This is a genomic window from Streptomyces sp. BHT-5-2, assembly GCF_019774615.1.
Taxonomy (GTDB): Bacteria; Actinomycetota; Actinomycetes; order Streptomycetales; family Streptomycetaceae; genus Streptomyces.
Genome location: NZ_CP081497.1, coordinates 570544 through 587679, shown reverse-complemented (window position 1 = coordinate 587679; position 17136 = coordinate 570544). Strand labels below are relative to the sequence as shown.

General features: G+C 73.7%; 18 protein-coding genes and 1 pseudogene. 12 read left to right on the top strand and 7 right to left on the bottom strand.

The genetic code is table 11. The features are described from left to right. Positions 1–22: 22 nt before the first annotated feature. The 5 genes from K2224_RS30605 (at position 23) to K2224_RS30585 (ending at position 5668) form a co-directional block, all read left to right on the top strand. Positions 23–1186: a CaiB/BaiF CoA-transferase family protein gene (locus tag K2224_RS30605; RefSeq protein WP_221910440.1), complete on the top strand. Its 1164-nt coding sequence runs from the start codon at positions 23–25 to the stop codon at positions 1184–1186. A 106-nt stretch (positions 1187–1292) separates the two neighbouring features. After that, positions 1293–2261 carry a serine protease gene (locus K2224_RS30600; RefSeq protein ID WP_221910439.1) on the top strand — a complete coding sequence of 323 codons (969 nt, stop codon included), beginning with the start codon at positions 1293–1295 and terminating at the stop codon, positions 2259–2261. A 133-nt stretch (positions 2262–2394) separates the two neighbouring features. Next, a complete protein-coding gene (locus K2224_RS30595; protein WP_221910438.1) occupies positions 2395–3288 on the top strand; it encodes an alkaline phosphatase family protein in 894 nt (297 codons plus the stop codon). 5 nt (positions 3289–3293) lie between these two features. Then, a complete protein-coding gene (locus K2224_RS30590) occupies positions 3294–4649 on the top strand; it encodes an MFS transporter (RefSeq protein ID WP_221910437.1) in 1356 nt (451 codons plus the stop codon). Further along, entirely contained in the window at positions 4646–5668 is a 1023-nt protein-coding gene (locus K2224_RS30585; protein ID WP_221910436.1) for a TolB-like translocation protein, read from the top strand. Before K2224_RS30590 ends, K2224_RS30585 begins: the two co-directional genes overlap by 4 nt. Positions 5669–5685: 17 nt before the next feature. On the opposite strand, the gene K2224_RS30580 is transcribed toward K2224_RS30585, so the two are convergent. Beyond that, a complete protein-coding gene (locus K2224_RS30580; RefSeq protein WP_221910435.1) occupies positions 5686–6606 on the bottom strand; it encodes a DMT family transporter in 921 nt (306 codons plus the stop codon). A gap of 159 nt (positions 6607–6765) precedes the next feature. Here K2224_RS30580 and K2224_RS30575 point away from each other — a divergent pair, with 159 nt between their 5' ends. Next, a complete protein-coding gene (locus K2224_RS30575; protein ID WP_221910434.1) occupies positions 6766–6999 on the top strand; it encodes a hypothetical protein in 234 nt (77 codons plus the stop codon). Positions 7000–7618: 619 nt separating this feature from the next. On the opposite strand, the gene K2224_RS30570 is transcribed toward K2224_RS30575, so the two are convergent. Beyond that, the gene (locus K2224_RS30570; RefSeq protein WP_221910433.1) at positions 7619–8536 is read right to left on the bottom strand and encodes an SDR family oxidoreductase; all 918 of its coding nucleotides are present in this window, start codon (positions 8534–8536) and stop codon (positions 7619–7621) included. Between the two features lies 1 nt (position 8537). Then, complete coding sequence (locus K2224_RS30565; RefSeq protein ID WP_221910432.1) at positions 8538–9326, bottom strand: SDR family oxidoreductase; 789 nt, start codon at positions 9324–9326, stop codon at positions 8538–8540. An 80-nt stretch (positions 9327–9406) separates the two neighbouring features. Here K2224_RS30565 and K2224_RS30560 point away from each other — a divergent pair, with 80 nt between their 5' ends. The 6 genes and pseudogenes from K2224_RS30560 to K2224_RS30535 all read left to right on the top strand — a co-directional run bounded on the left by K2224_RS30560 (position 9407) and on the right by K2224_RS30535 (position 13275). After that, positions 9407–10186 (top strand): enoyl-CoA hydratase family protein, encoded by a 780-nt coding sequence (locus tag K2224_RS30560; protein WP_221910431.1) that lies wholly within the window; start codon positions 9407–9409, stop codon positions 10184–10186. Beyond that, positions 10183–11025: a CoA transferase subunit A gene (locus K2224_RS30555; RefSeq protein ID WP_221910430.1), complete on the top strand. Its 843-nt coding sequence runs from the start codon at positions 10183–10185 to the stop codon at positions 11023–11025. Before K2224_RS30560 ends, K2224_RS30555 begins: the two co-directional genes overlap by 4 nt. After that, entirely contained in the window at positions 11022–11750 is a 729-nt protein-coding gene (locus K2224_RS30550) for a CoA-transferase subunit beta (protein WP_221910429.1), read from the top strand. The genes K2224_RS30555 and K2224_RS30550 overlap by 4 nt, the downstream gene beginning before the upstream one ends. A 56-nt stretch (positions 11751–11806) precedes the next feature. After that, positions 11807–12850: a nitronate monooxygenase family protein gene (locus K2224_RS30545; RefSeq protein ID WP_221912043.1), complete on the top strand. Its 1044-nt coding sequence runs from the start codon at positions 11807–11809 to the stop codon at positions 12848–12850. 10 nt (positions 12851–12860) lie between these two features. Continuing rightward, a pseudogene (locus K2224_RS41785) lies at positions 12861–12977 on the top strand (protein-tyrosine-phosphatase); the annotation flags it as partial. A gap of 127 nt (positions 12978–13104) precedes the next feature. Continuing rightward, positions 13105–13275 (top strand): tyrosine-protein phosphatase, encoded by a 171-nt coding sequence (locus K2224_RS30535; protein WP_221910428.1) that lies wholly within the window; start codon positions 13105–13107, stop codon positions 13273–13275. A gap of 55 nt (positions 13276–13330) precedes the next feature. On the opposite strand, the gene K2224_RS30530 is transcribed toward K2224_RS30535, so the two are convergent. Genes K2224_RS30530 through K2224_RS30515 form a run of 4 tightly spaced genes read right to left on the bottom strand, consistent with a single transcriptional unit; the run spans position 13331 to position 17108 of the window. Further along, positions 13331–14488 carry an acetyl-CoA C-acetyltransferase gene (locus tag K2224_RS30530; protein ID WP_221910427.1) on the bottom strand — a complete coding sequence of 386 codons (1158 nt, stop codon included), beginning with the start codon at positions 14486–14488 and terminating at the stop codon, positions 13331–13333. 43 nt (positions 14489–14531) lie between these two features. Continuing rightward, positions 14532–15116, bottom strand: coding sequence for a TetR/AcrR family transcriptional regulator (locus tag K2224_RS30525; RefSeq protein WP_221910426.1), 585 nt, complete (start codon positions 15114–15116; stop codon positions 14532–14534). Then, positions 15109–15927: an SDR family oxidoreductase gene (locus K2224_RS30520; RefSeq protein WP_221910425.1), complete on the bottom strand. Its 819-nt coding sequence runs from the start codon at positions 15925–15927 to the stop codon at positions 15109–15111. Before K2224_RS30520 ends, K2224_RS30525 begins: the two co-directional genes overlap by 8 nt. Continuing rightward, complete coding sequence (locus K2224_RS30515; RefSeq protein WP_221910424.1) at positions 15924–17108, bottom strand: acyl-CoA dehydrogenase family protein; 1185 nt, start codon at positions 17106–17108, stop codon at positions 15924–15926. The genes K2224_RS30520 and K2224_RS30515 overlap by 4 nt, the downstream gene beginning before the upstream one ends. Positions 17109–17136 lie beyond the last annotated feature (28 nt).

Genomic DNA, 17136 nt, shown 5'->3' with positions numbered 1-17136 from the left:
TCTCTTCTGGAAAGGTCCGCTTATGCTCCCTCTGGACGGCATCACCGTGGTCGCGCTCGAACAGGCGGTCGCGGCGCCCTTCGCCACCCGCCAACTCGCCGACCTGGGCGCCCGGGTGATCAAGGTCGAGCGCCCCGGGACCGGCGACTTCGCCCGCGGCTACGACGAGACGGTGCGCGGCATGTCCAGTCACTTCGTCTGGCTCAACCGCAACAAGGAGTCGATCGCGCTGGACGTCAAGCGCGCCGACGACGCCGCGGTGCTGCGCCGGCTGCTCGCCCGGGCCGACGTCTTCGTGCAGAACCTCGCGCCCGGGGCCGCCGAGCGGCTGGGCCTGGACGCCGGGAAGCTGGTGGCGGCCCACCCCCGGCTCGTGGTGTGCGGCATCTCCGGCTACGGCACCGGCGGCCCGTACGCGCACGCCAAGGCGTACGACCTGCTGGTGCAGTGCGAGGCCGGGGCGATGTCGCTGACCGGCACCCCGCCGGAACCGGCCAAGATCGGCATCCCGGTGGCCGACATCGCCGCCGGGATGTACGCCTACACCGGGATCCTCACCGCCCTCTACGAGCGCGAGCGCACCGGCCGGGGCGGCGCCTTCGAGGTGTCGATGCTGGAGGCACTGGGCGAATGGATGGGCTACCCGGCCTACTTCACCCGCTACGGCGGCACCACCCCGCCCCGCTCCGGCGCCGAACACGCCGCCATCGCCCCGTACGGGCCCTACCGCGCGGCGGACGGCGGGCGGGTCTTCCTCGGCGTCCAGAACGAGCGGGAGTGGGCCGCGTTCTGCGCGCAGGTGCTGGAACTCCCGTCGCTGGCGGCCGATCCGCGCTTCGACCGGAACTCCGCCCGGGTCGCGCACCGGGAGGAGCTGCGGCAGCGGATCGAGGAACGCTTCGCGCGGCTGCCGGCCGAGGAGATCGAACGGCGGCTGTCCGGCGCGCGGATCGCCCACGCCCGGCTGCGGGACGTCGCGGAGTTCACCGCGCATCCGCAGCTCGCCGCCCGGGACCGCTGGCGCACCGTGGACTCCCCCGTCGGCCCGCTGGACGCCCTGCTGCCGCCGGTCACCGTCGCCGGCCGGGAGCCCCGGATGGACCGGATCCCGGCCCTGGACGAGGACCGCGAGCGCATTCTGGCGGAACTCGACGTCACGGAACGGCAAACGGACGGCAACCGCTGACGCCGCCTCTGGCCAGCCGCCTCCCGCCGTACGACCATGTCGGCGCCGGCCCGCTGGTCCGGCGCCGGACCAGCGGGCCTCTCCTCCTTTCGAAAGGAACCCGTCCATGGGCAGACCCCTCGCCACCCGCGGCAGATCGGCCGCCGCGCCGCTGGCCGCCCTGTTGGTGCTCGTCCTGGCCCTGCTCGCGGCGCCCGCACCGCCCGCACACGCCGCCGCGACGCCCGAAGACCCGGCCTCCGGCGTCGACGCGTACTGGACCGCGCGGCGCATGGAGGCCGCCGAACCCGTGGTGGAGAAGGGGGACAAGGCGACGAAGAGCACGAAGGCCCGTCCGGCGGCCGCGCCGGTCCCGCCCAGTCACCCCTTCCAGGGCCTGCCCCAGGTGGGGACGTTCTTCTGGACGGACGGCGGCAACACCGGCCGGTTCTGCGGCGGCACGGTGATCCGCAGCCCGCACCGGAACCTCGTCCTCACCGCGGGCCACTGCCTGCTCTCCCCCGACCCGAAGAAGTACCTCTCGTTCGTGCCGCAGTACCACGACGGGCTCAAGCCGCACGGCATCTACCCCGTCGAGCGGATCTACCTCGACCAGCACTACTACGACCTCGGGACGGACGGCGGCGCCCGCTGGGACTACGCGGTCGTCCGGGTCGGCCCCCGCGAGGACGGCGCACAGGTCCAGCAGATCACCGGCGGCTTCGACCTCCTGCCCTACCCCGGGTACAACCACTCGGACGTCCGCCTCATCGGCTACCCCGGCAGCAGCGACGCCCGCTACCCGGAGCCGCTCGACTGCTCCTCGTCCACCCATCGCTACACCAGCACGGACCCGGCCGCCCCCGGGGACTTCCTGGAGATCCCCTGCGCCGGCTACATCGGCGGCACCTCCGGAGGGCCGTTCCTGGTACGGGACTTGGGCGGCTATGCCGTCATCGGTGTGATCGGCGGCTACCACACCGGCGGCGACACCCCGGACATCTCCTACAGCGCGTACTTCACCCTCGACACGCTGCTGCTGTACCTGCACGCGGTACACGGCGACACCCCGGCGGCACCGCGCCCCCCGGCCTGAACCGCCCGGCCCCCGGGGCCATTCGTTCGTCTGTTCTTCATCCGGTGGACGCGGCCGAGTCCATCCGGTCGCTTCTAGGGTTACCGCGCCCCTCTCCCCCCATCCGCTCGTCACTCCTGTCCGGAGGACAGTCATGACCGCAGTCAAGGCGCGCAAGCGCAACCGGCGCTCCCTCACCGCGCTGGCCGGCGCAGCGGCCCTCGCCACCACCTCGTTCGCGCTGTGGGCCGGCACCGGCTCCACCGCGTCGGCGCAGGCCACCGGGCTCCCCTCCCCCGACCACGTGGTCGTGGTGATGCTGGAGAACCACGCCTACGACCAGGTGGTCGGGAGCTCCAGCGCGCCGTACCTGAACTCCCTCAAGGCCGGCGGCGCCGTCCTCACCCAGTCGTTCGCCCTCACCCACCCCAGCGAGCCGAACTACTACATGGTGTTCTCCGGCTCCAACCAGGGCCGCACCGACGACAGTTGCGTACCCGTCGGCTCGATGTCCGCGCCCAACCTCGGCTCCGAGCTGCTGGCCGCCGGCAAGACCTGGGCGAGCTACAACGAGGGCCTGCCGAGCCAGGGTTCGACGACGTGCAGCAGCGGGGACTACGCGCAGAAGCACAACCCGTGGTTCGGCTTCTCCAACGTGCCGGCGTCCACCGCCAAGACGATGGACCAGTTCCCGTCCGACTACAGCACCCTGCCGAAGGTGTCCTTCGTCATCCCGGACCTCTGCAACGACATGCACGACTGCTCGGTGGGCACCGGCGACACCTGGACGAAGGACAACCTCAGCGGCTACGCGGAGTGGGCCAAGACCCACAACAGCATCCTCGCCGTCACCTTCGACGAGGACAACCGCCTGGCCGGCAACCGCATACCGACGCTGTTCTACGGCGCGCACGTGGCGCCGGGCAGCTCCAGCGACACCAGCTACAACCACTACAACGTCCTGCGCACCCTGGAGGACCTCGCCGGGTTGACCGACCACGCCGGCAACGCCGCCTCGGCCTCCGACATCACCGGCATCTGGAACTGACGCCCGTGTACCTCGCGGACTCCCGCAACAGCACCACGTCCTCGACCGCCGCCCCGGGCAGCACCCGCCCGGGGCGGCGGCCCGCGGTGCCCGGCACGGTGCTGGCGCTCGGCGCGGTCAGCCTGATCACCGACGTCTCCGCGGAGATGATCACCGCGGTGCTGCCGCTGTACGTCGTCACCGCCCTCGGCCTGTCCCCGCTCGGCTTCGGCCTGCTGGACGGCATCAACAACGGCGTGGGGGCGCTGGTCCGGCTCGCCGGCGGCCATCTCGCCGACGGCGGCGGACGCCGGCACAAGGTGGTGGCCGGCATCGGCTACGGCCTGTCGGCGGTGTGCAAACCGCTGCTGCTGCTCGCCCGGGGACTGCCGGCGATCAGTGCCGTGCTGGCCGCCGACCGCGCCGGCAAGGGCCTGCGCACCGCGCCCCGGGACGCGATGATCTCGCTGGCCACCCGGCCCGAACACCGCGGCCGGGCGTTCGGCGTGCACCGCGCCATGGACACCGCGGGCGCGCTGCTCGGGCCGCTGGTGGCGTTCGCGGTGCTGCGGGTCGCGGTCGACGGCTACGACGCGGTGTTCACCGTGAGCGCCTGCGTGGCCGCACTCGGCGTCCTGGTCCTGGTGCTCTTCGTCCCCTCAAGACCCGGCACCGCCACTCCGGCCACAGCCACAGGCACGGGCACGGGCACCGCATCGACTCCCCCCGCCCCGCGCCCCACCCTGCGCGACTCCCTGGCCCTGCTGCGCCGCCCCGCACTGCGCCGGCTGACGCTGTGCGCCGCGCTCCTGGGCCTCACCACCGTCAGCGACGCCTTCCTCTACCTCCTCCTCCAGCGCCGACTGGGCGTCCCCGCCGGCCTGTTCCCACTGCTGCCGCTCGGCACCTCGGCGGCCTTTCTCCTGCTCGCCGTGCCGCTGGGCGCGCTCGCCGACCGCATCGGGCGCCGCCGGCTCTTCCTGGCCGGCCACGCCGCGCTGCTGCCGGCCTACGCCCTGGTGCTCTCCCCGCTGCGCGGCCCGGCCACCGTCGTCACGGTGCTCGCCCTGCACGGCGCCTTCTACGCGGCCACCGACGGGGTGCTGGCCGCCGCCACCGCCGGCGCGGTCCCGGCCGCGCACCTGGGCGCCGGGCAGGCCCTGGTGGGGACCGGCCAGGCGCTGGCCCGGTTCGTCTGCTCGCTGGCGTTCGGCGCGGCCTGGAGCTTCTGGGACGGCCGGGCCGCACTGGCGGTGGCCGCCGTGGCCCTGGCCGCCGCCGCACTCGTCGCCGCACGACTGCTCCGGACCACCGACACCCCGGACACCGGCCGCACCGACCGCGACGACCCCCACAACACCCCCCAGGGAGCGCCCCGATGAACCGCAGGACCCGTCTGGCCGTGCTGCTGTTCGCGGTGGTGCTGCTGGCGACGGTCGGCACCGCGGCGGTGCTGCGGGCCGCCGACCGGTCCGCCGTGCGCGACCGGCAGCAGGCCGACGGCCCGCCCGTCCGCACCGGCGACGTCACCCTCCGCCCGTCCGGAGCACGGCAGTTGCTGGTCCGCAACCTCGCCTGGGGCCCGCACCGCGACGAAATCGCCGCGGTCCCGGCCGGACAGCCCGACGCGCCGCGCACCGCCTCCGGCGTGAAGTGCCTGCGCTTCCACGCCGCCGCCGGCACCGGCATCTGCCTCCAGGCCGAACGCGGCGCGCTCACCGACACCTACCGGGCGGTCGTGCTCGACTCCCGCCTCCGTGTCCGCCACAGCTTCCCGGCGCCCGGCATCCCGACCCGGTCCCGGGTCTCCCCCTCCGGCCACCTGGTCGCCTGGACCGTCTTCGTCAGCGGCGACTCGTACGCCGGCACCGCCTTCTCCACCCGCACGGCGATCGCCGACACCCGCACCTGGGCGCTGGACGACAACCTGGAGCAGTACGCCGTCACCAAGGACGGCCGCCCCTACCACGCCTCCGACATCAACATCTGGGGCGTCACCTTCGCCGACGACACCCGCTTCTACGCCACCCTCGCCACCGGCGGCCGCACCTACCTCGTCCGCGGCGACCGCACCACCCGCACCCTCACCACCCTCCACACCAACGTCGAATGCCCCTCGCTCTCCCCCGACGGCACCCGGATCGCCTACAAGAAGCGCGTCCCCGGCGCCTCCCCGGACGCCCCCTGGCGGCTCTACGTCCTCGACCTCGCCACCATGGAGGAGACCGCCACCGCCGAGCACCGCAACATCGACGACCAGGCACTCTGGTCCGGCAACGGCACCCTGGTCTACGCGATGCCCGGCGACTACGGCTCGGACCTGTGGACCGTCCCCGCCGACGGCTCCGGCACCGCCCGCCACCTGATGACCTCGGCGGTCGCCCCCGCGTACACGGGCTGACACCCGGCCCCCGGGGCCTACGACCTGCGCCCGCTCCGCCGTCCCACGGGCCGCTCCAGCCGCTCACCGGTCTGACCCGTCGCCAGATCCCGGGCGAGCGAGACCCGGGACATCAGGACCGCGCCCCACAGGACCATGCCGACACCCAGTGCCTCGGGCAGCAGCCACCACCCGGCCCGGACCCGCTCGTCGAACAGCGTCACCCCCAGCGACAGGCTGATCAGCGCGTCACCAAGAGTGAGCACCGGCTGAGACGCGGTCAACGGGCCGGACTGCATGGCGTTCTCCATCATGAACAGCGCCAGGACCCCGGTCAGCGCGAAACCATAGGTCTGCCAGGAGGTGAAGAAATCGGCCGGGCCGCCGCTCGCCCAGGCATGCGTGGCGTCCTTGAGCAGGGCGGCGGTGAGCGCGTAGCCGATCGCGGTCGCCGCGCCGAAACTGGCGGCACGGACACTGCCGGCCCCGCGCCGCAGCCCGGCGCCGACCGCCGCGGCGATCACCGAGAAGCACACGATCAGCGCGGGAATCCAGCGGCTCAACGGGGCGTGGTGGCGCCCGGCGGTGGGCGCGGCGGCGGCCAGCGCGGTTCCCAACCCGACGACCAGCAGCCCCACCCCGGCCCAGCCGCGCCGGGAGACCCGCCCGCCCAGCAGCGCCCGCGCCATCAGCAGGGCCAGCGGCAGCTCCAGCACAAACAGCGGCTGGACCACCGACAGCGGCCCGTTCAGCAGCGCCAGCGCCTGGAACGCGGCGGCCGGCAGCACCATCAGCATCCCGACGAGCCACGCCACGCGGTGCAGCAGATCGGCGATCAACCCGATCCGCAGCCGGCCGGAGACCGGCACGGTGCGCGCGGCACGTCGCTGCAAAACCGTGGACAGCGCGTTGCTCGCCGCCGCGAGCACCGCGAACAGCACGGCCGCCCAGATGGCCACGCGCCCACCTCTCCCTCGCCGGACCCCGCCCCGACGCTAACCGCGGCCCGCCCGGGCCGCCCGGCACGGTCGTACAGGAGGGTCCGCCGCTGTCGTTCTTCCGCGTGACACCCCGGCGCGTCGCTTGGCCACCCGGCGGACCTCCCGCACGGTGAGACGGTGCGCCGCTTCGCTCCCTTCCTCGCCACCACGCTGGCCGCCGCGGCATTGGCCGCGGCCGGCTGTGCGGTCGTTCTCTCGTCCGGGCCGGACACCGTCTCGCCGGGCCCCGGCGAAACCGGCGGCACCGCCCGCCGAACGGTCGCCCCCGGGCGCCCCTCCCCCGTCCTGATGGCCTGGCCACCGGGGCCGCTGGGCGGGTTCGCCCGCACGTTGTCGGCGTTCCCGCCGTAGGCGCCTGGCGGCGCGGGCCTCGTCGTACGTTGTCGGGTTCCCCGCCGTGCCGCTGCGCGGGGCTGTTCCGGGCCCGCTTCGCGGACATTGGTTTGCCGCTGCGCGGGGCCGGTCCGCTGCGCGGGGCGTTTCCGGCCCGCTTCGCGGGCGTTGCGTTGCCGCTGCGCGGGGCTGTTGGGTGCGGTGCCGGGCCTGCGGGGGTGGTGTGTCGGACTGCTGCGCTTTACGTCCGACACACCACCCCCTCCGGCCCGTCCCCTCCCGTGAGTGGTCATAAAGACGGTGGGTGGGGGCCAGTCCCAGTGGTCCCCTGACGGTCACCTGTTGACGGCTGACGGTCAGTCGTAGATGCACGCCGCCCATCAGTCCAGAGCCCGCAGGGACCCGACAACCGGAGCCCCGCCTACGGGTTTTCATGACCACCCACGGGAGGGGACGGGTCGGAGGGGCAGGGGTGTGCCGGACGTAAAGCGCAGCAGTCCGGCACACCCCTGCCCCGGAGGCCCGTCACCGCACCCAACAGCACCGCGCAGCGGACCAACAACGCCCGCGAAGCGGGCCGGAAACGCCCCGCGCAGCGGAACGGCAACGCCCGCGAAGCGGGCCGGAAAACGCGCCGTCAGGCGCAACCGGCGCCATACACCGACCGGATCGGACCCGCCGCTGCAAGCAACTCGCGGGCCGCCTCGCCCGCCTCGGCCGGGGTCAAGCGGGCGCGCTTGTCCGCGGTCGGGCCGGGGCGCCACCCTTCCATCACCGTGATGCGTCCCCCCTCCGCCTCGAAGACGCGGCCGGTGACGCCGGCGCTGTCCACGGCGGTGAGCCAGACGACGAGCGGGGAGACGTTCTCCGGGGCCATGGCGTCGAAGACGCCCGCCCCGGGGGCGGCCATCGTCGAGGCGAAGGTGCGTTCCGTCATCCGGGTGCGGGCCGCCGGGGCGAGGGCGTTGACCTGGACGCCGTAGCGGGCCAGTTCGGCGGCGGCGACGAGGGTCAGGCCGAGGATGCCGGCCTTGGCAGCCGAGTAGTTGACCTGGCCGACGCTGCCCAGCAGGCCGGCGCCGGAGCTGGTGTTGACGACCCGGGCGTCGGGCGTCCGCCCGGCCTTGGTCTCGGCCCGCCAGTGTGCGGCGGCGTGCTTGAGGGGCAGGAAATGGCCCTTGAGGTGGACTCGCAGCACGGCGTCCCAGTCGTCCTCGGTGAGGTTGACCAGCATCCGGTCGCGCAGGAAGCCGGCGTTGTTGACCAGCGCGTCCAGGCGGCCGAAGGCGTCCAGGGCGGTGGTGACGAGGGAGCGGGCGCCGTCGTCGGTGGTGATGTCGCCGGTGTGTGCGACGGCCCGGCCGCCGTGTGTCCGGATCTCCTCGACGACCTGCCGGGCGGGCCCGGCGGAGGTGCCCGCGCCGTCGGCCGCCACGCCGAGGTCGTTGACGACGACGGCCGCTCCCTCGGCGGCCAGCGCGAGGGCGTGGGCGCGGCCCAGGCCCCGGCCGGCGCCGGTGACGGCGGCGACGCGTCCGGTGCAGATTCCGGTCATCTCACGACTCCTTGGGGTGGTTGACGGTGGCGGCGTCGAGGAAGGCGGGGCGTTCCCCGCCGCCGTGGACGAGCAGGCTGGCGCCGCTGACGTAGCCGGCGCGGCCGGAGGCGAGGAAGACGCAGGCGTCGCCGATCTCGGCGGGTTCGGCGAGCCGGCCGAGCGGGACGGTGGCGCCGACCGCGGCGACGCCGTCCTCGTCCCCGTAGTGGAGGGCGGTCAGTTCGGTGCGCACCATGCCGAGGACGACGGTGTTGACGCGGACGTGCGGCGCCCATTCGACGGCCATCGAGCGGGCGAGGTTGTCCAGGCCGGCCTTGGCGGCGCCGTAGGCGGCGGTGCCGGGCGAGGGCCGGGTGCCGCTGACGCTGCCGATCATGATCACCGAGCCGCCGTCCGGCTGGCCGCGCATCACCTCGTAGGCGGCGAGCGAGGCGGTCATCGGGACGATCAGATTGAGTTCGACGACACGGGCGTGGCGTTGCGCGGCGGTCTCGTTCAGCAGTCGGTAGGGGGTGCCGCCGGCGTTGTTGACCAGGCAGTCCAGGCGGCCGTGGTCGGTCGCGACGGCTTGGAGGAAGTCCCGGACGCCGTCGGGTTCGCGCAGGTCGAGGAGGTGGTAGCGGGCGGTGCGACCGTCGGTGGTGACCGGGGTGTCCGGGGGGCGGCGGGCGCAGACGACGACCTCCGCGCCGGCCTGGAGGAAGGCGCGGGCGATACCGGCGCCGACGCCCCGGGTGCCGCCGGTGACGACGGCGACCCGTCCGGTCAGATCGAGGTTCAGGGACAACTGGTACCTCCCGCGGCGGGCGATCCGCTGCTAACTTCGCTACCTAACAAACGCTTGGTGGAAAGGTAGCTGATCTGCTCATGGGTGTCTCCACCTCCGCACCCGACCGGGGCGTAACGGTCGTCACCGTGGACTTCCCCCCGGTCAACGCCCTTCCCGTACAGGGCTGGTACGACCTGGCCGACGCGGTACGGACCGCCGGCCGCGACCCGGGCGCCCGCTGTGTGGTACTCACCGCCGCGGGCCGCGGGTTCAACGCCGGCGTCGACATCAAGGAGATGCAGCGGGACACCGCGGCCGGCGGCCACGGGGCGCTGATCGGCGCCAACCGCGGCTGCGCCGAGGCGTTCGCCGCGGTCTACGAGTGCGAGGTGCCGGTGGTCGCCGCCGTACACGGCTTCTGCCTGGGCGGCGGGATCGGCCTGGTGGGCAACGCGGACGCGATCGTGGCGAGCGACGACGCCACCTTCGGCCTGCCGGAGCTGGACCGCGGCGCGCTCGGCGCCGCCACCCATCTGGCCCGGCTGGTCCCCCAGCACCTGATGCGGGCGCTGTACTACACCTCGCGGACCGCCACCGCGCGGGAGCTGCATGCGCACGGCTCGGTCTGGAAGGTCGTACCGCGCGGTGAACTGACGGCCGCGGCGGTGGAGTTGGCGCGGGAGATCGCCCGCAAGGACGGTTCCCTGCTGCGGCTGGCCAAGGCCGCCATCAACGGTGTCGACCCGGTCGACGTACGCCGCAGCTACCGCTTCGAGCAGGGCTTCACCTTCGAGGCCAATCTCAGCGGGGTCGCGGACCGGGTCCGCGACACCTTCGGGAGCCGGAACGCCGGGGACGGCGGGGAGGAGCGATCGTGACCGACAAGACCATGACCCCCGAGGACGTCGTCGCCCGGCTGCGCAGCGGGATGACCCTGGGCATCGGCGGCTGGGGCTCCCGCCGCAAGCCGATGGCGCTGGTGCGGGCGCTGCTCCGCTCCGACGTCACCGATCTGACCGTGGTCTCCTACGGCGGCCCGGACGTGGGGCTGCTGGCCGCCGCCGGGCGGATCCGCAAACTGGTCACCGCGTTCGTCACCCTCGACTCGATCCCGCTGGAACCGCACTTCCGGGCGGCCCGCGAGGCGGGCGGGTTCGAACTGGGCGAGATCGACGAGGCGATGTTCATGTGGGGGTTGCGGGCCGCCGCCGACCGGCTGCCGTTCCTGCCGGTCCGGGCCGGTCTGGGCTCGGACGTGATGCGGGTCAACCCCGGGCTGCGGACGGTCACCTCGCCGTACGAGGACGGGGAGACCTTCGTCGCGATGCCGGCGCTGCGGCTGGACGCGGCGCTGGTCCACGTCAACCGCGCCGACCGGCTCGGCAACGGCCAGTACCTGGGCCCGGACCCGTACTTCGACGACCTGTTCTGCGAGGCGGCACAGAGCGCGTACGTCTCGTGCGAGGAGCTGGTGGACGGCTTCGGGGCGGCCCCCGTCCCGCAGAGCCTCCTGGTCGAGCGGCATACCGTGACCGGCGTGGTGGAGACGCCGCGCGGCGCGCACTTCACCTCGTGCGTCCCGGACTACGACCGCGACGAGGCGTTCCAGAAGCTCTATGCGACCACGCCCTGGCCGGAGTTCGCCGCGCGGTTCCTGCACGGGGACGAGAAGAGCTACCAGTCGGCCGTCCGGACCTGGCACGAGGAGATGCGATGACCAGCCGCGCCGAATACTGCGTGCTCGCCTGCGCCGATGCCTGGCGCGACGTCGGGGAGGTGCTCGCCAGTCCGATGGGCACCGTACCGGCCCTCGGCGCGCGGCTCGCCAAGCGCACCTTCTCCCCCGATCTGCTGCTCACCGACGGCGAGGCACTGCTGGTCGGCCTGGACGGACGGACCGAGGGCTGGCTGCCCTACCGCCGGCATCTGGCCATGGTCACCGGCGGCCGGCGGCATGTGATGATGGGCGCCAGTCAGCTCGACCGCTTCGGCAACCAGAACATCTCCTGCATCGGTGACTGGGAGCGGCCCGCCCGGCAGCTGCTCGGCGTGCGCGGCGCACCCGTCAACACCCTGAACAACCCGACGAGTTACTGGGTTCCCAGGCACTCCCGGCGGGTCTTCGTCGAGCGGGTCGACATGGTGTGCGGGGTGGGCTACGACCGCGCGGCCGCGGCCGGTCCGTCCGCCACCCGTTACCACCGCATCCCGCGGGTGGTCAGCAACCTCGGCGTCTTCGACTTCGCCACCCCCGACCACACCATGCGGCTGGTCTCGCTGCACCCGGGCGTCACCGCCGAGGAGGTGCAGGACGCCACCGGCTTCCCGCTGGCCCGCGCCGACGAGGTCCCGTGCACCCGCGAACCCACCGCCGAGGAGCTGCGGTTGATCCGCGAGGTGATCGACCCGCAGGGCCTGCGCGACCGCGAGGTGCCGTCGTGAGCGCCGACGCCGCCCGGACCGACGACCGCACCCCGGCCGCCGGGGGCACCCCGCTGCTGCGCACCCCGCTGACCGAGCTGACCGGAGTGCGGCATCCGATCGTGCAGACCGGGATGGGCTGGGTGGCCGGCCCCCGCCTGGTGTCCGCCGCCGCCGAGGCCGGCGCGCTGGGCATTCTGGCCTCCGCCACCATGACACCCGACCAGCTGCGGGCGGCGGTCCGCGAGGTGCGGTCCCGTACGGACCGGCCGTTCGGAGTCAATCTGCGGGCGGATGCCGGCGATGCGGCCGAGCGGGTGCGGATCGTCGTCGACGAGGGCGTCAAGGTCGCCTCGTTCGCACTGGCGCCCTCGCGGGAGCTGATCGCCCGGCTCAAGGACGCCGGGGTGGTGGTGATCCCGTCCGTCGGGGCCCGGCGGCACGCCGAGAAGGTCGCCGCCTGGGGCGCCGACGCGGTCGTCGTCCAGGGCGGCGAGGGCGGCGGCCACACCGGGAGCGTCGCCACCACCGTGCTGCTGCCGCAGGTGGTGGACGCCGTCGACATCCCGGTGATCGCCGCGGGCGGGTTCTTCGACGGCCGGGGGCTGGTGGCCGCGCTGGCCTACGGCGCGGCCGGGATCGCCATGGGCACCCGCTTCCTGCTGACCTCGGACAGCACCGTGCCGGCGGCCGTACAGGACCACTATCTGGCGGCCGCGGTCGCCGATGTCGTCGTCACCACCAAGGTGGACGGGCTGCCGCACCGGATGCTGCGCAGCGAGCTGGTCCGGGCGCTGGAGCGGTCCGGTCGGGCGGCGGCGCTGGTCAGGGCGGTGCGGCACGCCGCGTCGTTCCGGAAGCTGTCCGGTCTGGGCTGGGCCGGGATGGTCCGCGACGGGCTGGCGATGAAGCACGGCAAGGATCTGACGTGGAGTCAAGTGCTGTTGGCGGCCAACACCCCGATGCTGCTGAAGGCGTCGATGGTGGACGGCCGCACCGACCTCGGCGTGATGGCCTCCGGGCAGGTCGCCGGGGTGATCGAGGACCTGCCGTCGTGCGCCGACCTGGTCGACCGGATCATGACCGAGGCGCACCGGACCCTGGCGGGCCTGCCCCGCTAAACCTCCCCGGGTGCGGGCCGGCACCGGCCCGCACCCCCGGCCGCGCACCCCGCCGCCCGACCGCCACGCCCCGCTGCACGGCGCGGTCAACTGCCGTGATCTGGGCGGCTACCGGACCGAGGACGGCAGGCGGCTGCGCCCGGGCCGGCCGTACCGCTCGACATGCACCCGGCATTCGTCACCAACCGCGCCGACCGCGCCGCGTCCGGCTCGATGCCGACCCGGATCGCCGACGGCGACCGGCTGCGGGGCTGATGCAGAACCCGGATCCGCTGATCCCGCTCCAGGAGGTGCGCGCCGACTACCTGGCGGCCGGACTCGACCGTCTGCACCGCGACTACGGCAGCATCTCGCGCCATGTCTCCGCCGGACTGGGCGTGGACGCCCGGACGACGGCCCGGATCCGCGCACGGCTGCCGCAGTGATCCGGGCCCGGGGGCGGCCGGGCGAATGAGCGCTGACGTTCCGTCAGACGGCTGCTCAGAGACGCTCGATGATGGTGACGTTGGCCTGGCCGCCGCCCTCGCACATGGTCTGCAGGCCGAACCGGCCGCCGGTGCGCTCCAGTTCGTTCAGCAGCGTGGCCATCAGCCGGACACCGGTGGCGCCCAGCGGATGGCCGAGGGCGATGGCCCCGCCGTTGACGTTGACCCGCTCCGGATCGGCGCCGGTCTCCTTCAGCCAGGCCAGCACCACCGGCGCGAACGCCTCGTTGATCTCGACCAGATCGATCTCGTCCAGGGTCATCCCGGCCTTCTTCAGTGCGTGGGCGGTGGCGGGGATGGGGGCGGACAACATCCGGATCGGGTCCTCGCCGCGGACCGAGAGGTGGTGGATCCGGGCGCGCGGCGTCAGCCCGTGCTCGGCCACCGCCCGCTCGGAGGCCAGCAGCATCGCGGCGGCCCCGTCGGAGACCTGTGAGGAGACCGCGGCGGTCAGCCGGCCGCCCGCCACCACCGGCGCCAGCGCGGCCATCTTCTCCAGCGAGGTGTTCCGGCGCGGCCCCTCGTCCGCGGTGATCCCGCCGTACGGGACGATCTCCCGGTCGAAGCGGCCCTCGTCGACGGCCCGGACCGCCCGGCGGTGGGAGCGGAGCGCGAACTCCTCCATGTCCCGGCGGGAGATGTCCCACTTGGTGGCGATCAGCTCGGCACCATGGAACTGGTCGACCGGCTGGTCGCCGTAGCGGGCCCGCCAGCCCACGGAGCCGGCGAAGGGGCCCTGGGTGAGCCCCAGGGGCTCGGCGGCCCGGCGGCTGGCGAAGGCGATCGGGATCTGCGACATGTTCTGCACCCCGCCCGCCACGACCAGGTCCTGGGTGCCGGAGAGCACCGCCTGGGCGGCGAAGTGCAGCGCCTGCTGCGAGGAGCCGCACTGCCGGTCGACGGTGACACCGGGCACCTCCTCCGGCAGCCCGGCGGCCAGCCAGCAGGTCCGGGCGATGTCCCCGGCCTGCGGCCCGACGGTGTCCAGACAGCCGAGGACGACGTCCTCCACCGCGGCCGGATCGATCCCGGTGCGCGCCATCAGGGCGGTCAGCACATGTGCGCCCAGGTCGGCCGGGTGGACGGCGGACAGCCCGCCGCCCTTCTTCCCCACCGGGGTGCGGACGGCATCGACGATGTACGCCTCGGACATGGTGAGCTCCTCGGTCCTTGGTCAGATTCTGCGGATGGGCCGGTCAGTCCCGCAAGGCGATGCCGTCCAGCACCATCGAGAGGTACTGGCGGGCGACCTCCTCGGGGCCGTGCCGTGCTCCCGGGCGGTACCAGCTCGCGGCGACCCAGACGGTGTCGCGCAGGAAGCGGTAGGCCAGCCGGATGTCGAGATCGGCGCGGAAGACACCCTCGGCCACGCCGCGCTCCAGCGCCCCGAGCCAGACACCCGCGAACCGGCGCCGGGCGTCGGCGAGGTAGCCGAAACGGGGATGCCGGTCGGCGAGGTGCCGGGCCTCCTTCTGGTAGATCGCGACCGCGGCGCGGTGCCGGTCGATCTCCCGGAACGACTCGGTGACCAGCGCCTCGATGGTCTCCCGCGGCCCGTGGCCGGCCGCCAGCACCGCGTCGTAACCGGCCCACAGCTCGTCCAGGAAGGCGGTGAGGATCTCGTCGACCATCGCCTCCTTGGAATCGAAGTGGTAGTAGAGGCTGCCCGCGAGCATCCCGGCCGCGTCCGCGATCTGGCGGACGGTGGTCGCGTTGTAGCCCTGCGCGGCGAACACCTCCGCCGCGGTGTCCAGGAGTTCGCCGCGCCGCTCCTCAGGCATGCTGCGAGCTGACCGACACGGTCTCCCCGGTCATGTACGAGGCGTAGTCGCCGGCCAGGAAGACGATCACGTTGGCCACCTCCCAGGGCTCGGCGTAGCGGCCGAACGCCTCCTTCTCGGTCAGCTCGGCCAGCAGCTCGGGGGTGGTGACCTTCACCAGGTGCGGGTGCATGGCCAGGCTGGGCGAGACCGCGTTGACCCGCACCCCGTACGCGGCGGCCTCGATCGCGGCGCAGCGGGTCAGCGCCATCACCCCGGCCTTGGCGGCGGCGTAGTGGGCCTGGCCGCGCTGGGCGCGCCAGCCCACCACGGAGGCGTTGTTGACGATCACGCCGCCGGCGCCCGATGCCTTCATCCGGCGCAGCGCGGCCCGGGTGCAGCGGAAGGTGCCGTTGAGGGTGACGTCGATGACCTTCGCCCACTGGCCGTCGGTCATCTCGACGAGGTCGGCGGTGCCGCCGAGCCCGGCGTTGTTGACCACGATGTCGAGCCGGCCGTGCCGCTCCTCGGCGAGCGCGTACAGCGCCGTCACCTGCGCCTCGTCGGTCACGTCGCACGGCAGTCCGGCGACCCGGTCGGCGCCGAACTCCTCGGCCAGCGCAGCCGTGCTCCCGGCCAGCCGCCGGGCGTGCGCGTCCCCGACGACGATCCGGGCGCCCTCCTCCAGGAAACGCCGGGCGGTGGCCCCGCCGATCCCGGCGCCGGCGGCGGCGGTGATCACCGCGGTGCGCCCGGCGAGCAGATCGTGACCGGGCACGTACGACGGCGCGGCCTGCCGTCCCCGCCCCCGCGCCTCGGCTGCGTCGGTCATGCCCTCGCCTCCTTGGGAAGGCCGAGCACCCGCTCGGCGATGATGTTCCGCTGGATCTCGTTGGAGCCCGCGTAGAGGGTGTCGGCGCGGGAGAAGAGGAAGAGCCGCTGCCAGTCGTCGAGGTCGTAGGGTTCGCCGGCGGCGAGCATGCCGCCGGCACCGCAGACGTCCATGGCGAGTTCGCCCAGCTCGCGGTGCCAGGTCGCCCAGTAGATCTTCCCGATGGACGCCTCGGGGCCGGGGGCGCCGGCGGCGACGCCCTCCAGCATCCGCAGGGCGTTGCAGCGGATGGTCGCAAGGCCGATCCAGGCCCGGGCGAGCCGGTCGCGGATCAGCGGGTCGGCCGCCGCCCCGTTCCGCCGGGCCAGGTCCATCAGCGCTTCCAACTCCCGCCGGAATCCGACCTGTTGGCCGAGGGTGGAGACCCCGCGTTCGAAGCCCAGGGTGGCCATCGCGACCCGCCAGCCGTCGCCGGGCGCGCCGACCACATGCGGTGCGCGGGCACCGTCGAAGAACACCTCGTTGAACTCGGCCGTGCCGGTGAGCTGGGTGATCGGCCGGATGTCGACGCCGGGCTGGTCGAGCGGGACGAGGAGACAGGAGAGGCCGCGGTGGCGGGCGGAGCCCGGTTCGGTGCGGGCGACGACGAAGCACCACTGGGACTCCCGGGCGAGCGAGGTCCAGATCTTCTGGCCGTCGACGACCCAGTCGCCGCGCGCCGCGTCCAGGGCCGCCCGGGTCCGTACGTTCGCCAGGTCGGAGCCGGCGTCCGGCTCGCTGTAGCCCTGGCACCACAGTTCCCGTACGGCGGCGATCTCCGGCAGGAAGCGGGCCCGCTGTTCCTCGGTGCCGAAGGCGATCAGGGTGGGGCCGAGCAGCTGCTCGCCGATGTGGTTGACCCGGGCGGGGGCGTCGGCGAGCGCGTACTCCTCGTGGAAGGCGACCTGTTGTTCCAGGGACGCGCCGCGCCCGCCGTACTCGACGGGCCAGCCGACGCAGGTCCAGCCCGCGGCCGCCAGGTGCCGCTCCCAGGCCAGGCGTTCGGCGAACGCCTCGTGCTCCCGGCCGGGGCCGCCGCGGCCGCGCAGGGCCGCGAACTCCCCGGTGAGGTTGGCCCGCAGCCAGCCGCGGATCTCGGTGCGGAAGCTCTCGACGGTGGTGGGGGCCTCGACGCTGCTCATGGCCGTACGTTAACCTACCAAACACTTG

Coding starts and splice junctions, on each gene's coding strand:
- K2224_RS30595 (WP_221910438.1), top strand. CDS start 2,395: ATGACCGCAGTCAAGGCGCGCAAGCGCAACCGGCGCTCCCTCACCGCG.
- K2224_RS30585 (WP_221910436.1), top strand. CDS start 4,646: ATGAACCGCAGGACCCGTCTGGCCGTGCTGCTGTTCGCGGTGGTGCTG.
- K2224_RS30520 (WP_221910425.1), bottom strand. CDS start 15,927: ATGACCGACGCAGCCGAGGCGCGGGGGCGGGGACGGCAGGCCGCGCCG.
- K2224_RS30550 (WP_221910429.1), top strand. CDS start 11,022: ATGACCAGCCGCGCCGAATACTGCGTGCTCGCCTGCGCCGATGCCTGG.
- K2224_RS30525 (WP_221910426.1), bottom strand. CDS start 15,116: ATGCCTGAGGAGCGGCGCGGCGAACTCCTGGACACCGCGGCGGAGGTG.
- K2224_RS30600 (WP_221910439.1), top strand. CDS start 1,293: ATGGGCAGACCCCTCGCCACCCGCGGCAGATCGGCCGCCGCGCCGCTG.
- K2224_RS30605 (WP_221910440.1), top strand. CDS start 23: ATGCTCCCTCTGGACGGCATCACCGTGGTCGCGCTCGAACAGGCGGTC.
- K2224_RS30535 (WP_221910428.1), top strand. CDS start 13,105: ATGCAGAACCCGGATCCGCTGATCCCGCTCCAGGAGGTGCGCGCCGAC.
- K2224_RS30560 (WP_221910431.1), top strand. CDS start 9,407: ATGGGTGTCTCCACCTCCGCACCCGACCGGGGCGTAACGGTCGTCACC.
- K2224_RS30570 (WP_221910433.1), bottom strand. CDS start 8,536: ATGACCGGAATCTGCACCGGACGCGTCGCCGCCGTCACCGGCGCCGGC.
- K2224_RS30515 (WP_221910424.1), bottom strand. CDS start 17,108: ATGAGCAGCGTCGAGGCCCCCACCACCGTCGAGAGCTTCCGCACCGAG.
- K2224_RS30530 (WP_221910427.1), bottom strand. CDS start 14,488: ATGTCCGAGGCGTACATCGTCGATGCCGTCCGCACCCCGGTGGGGAAG.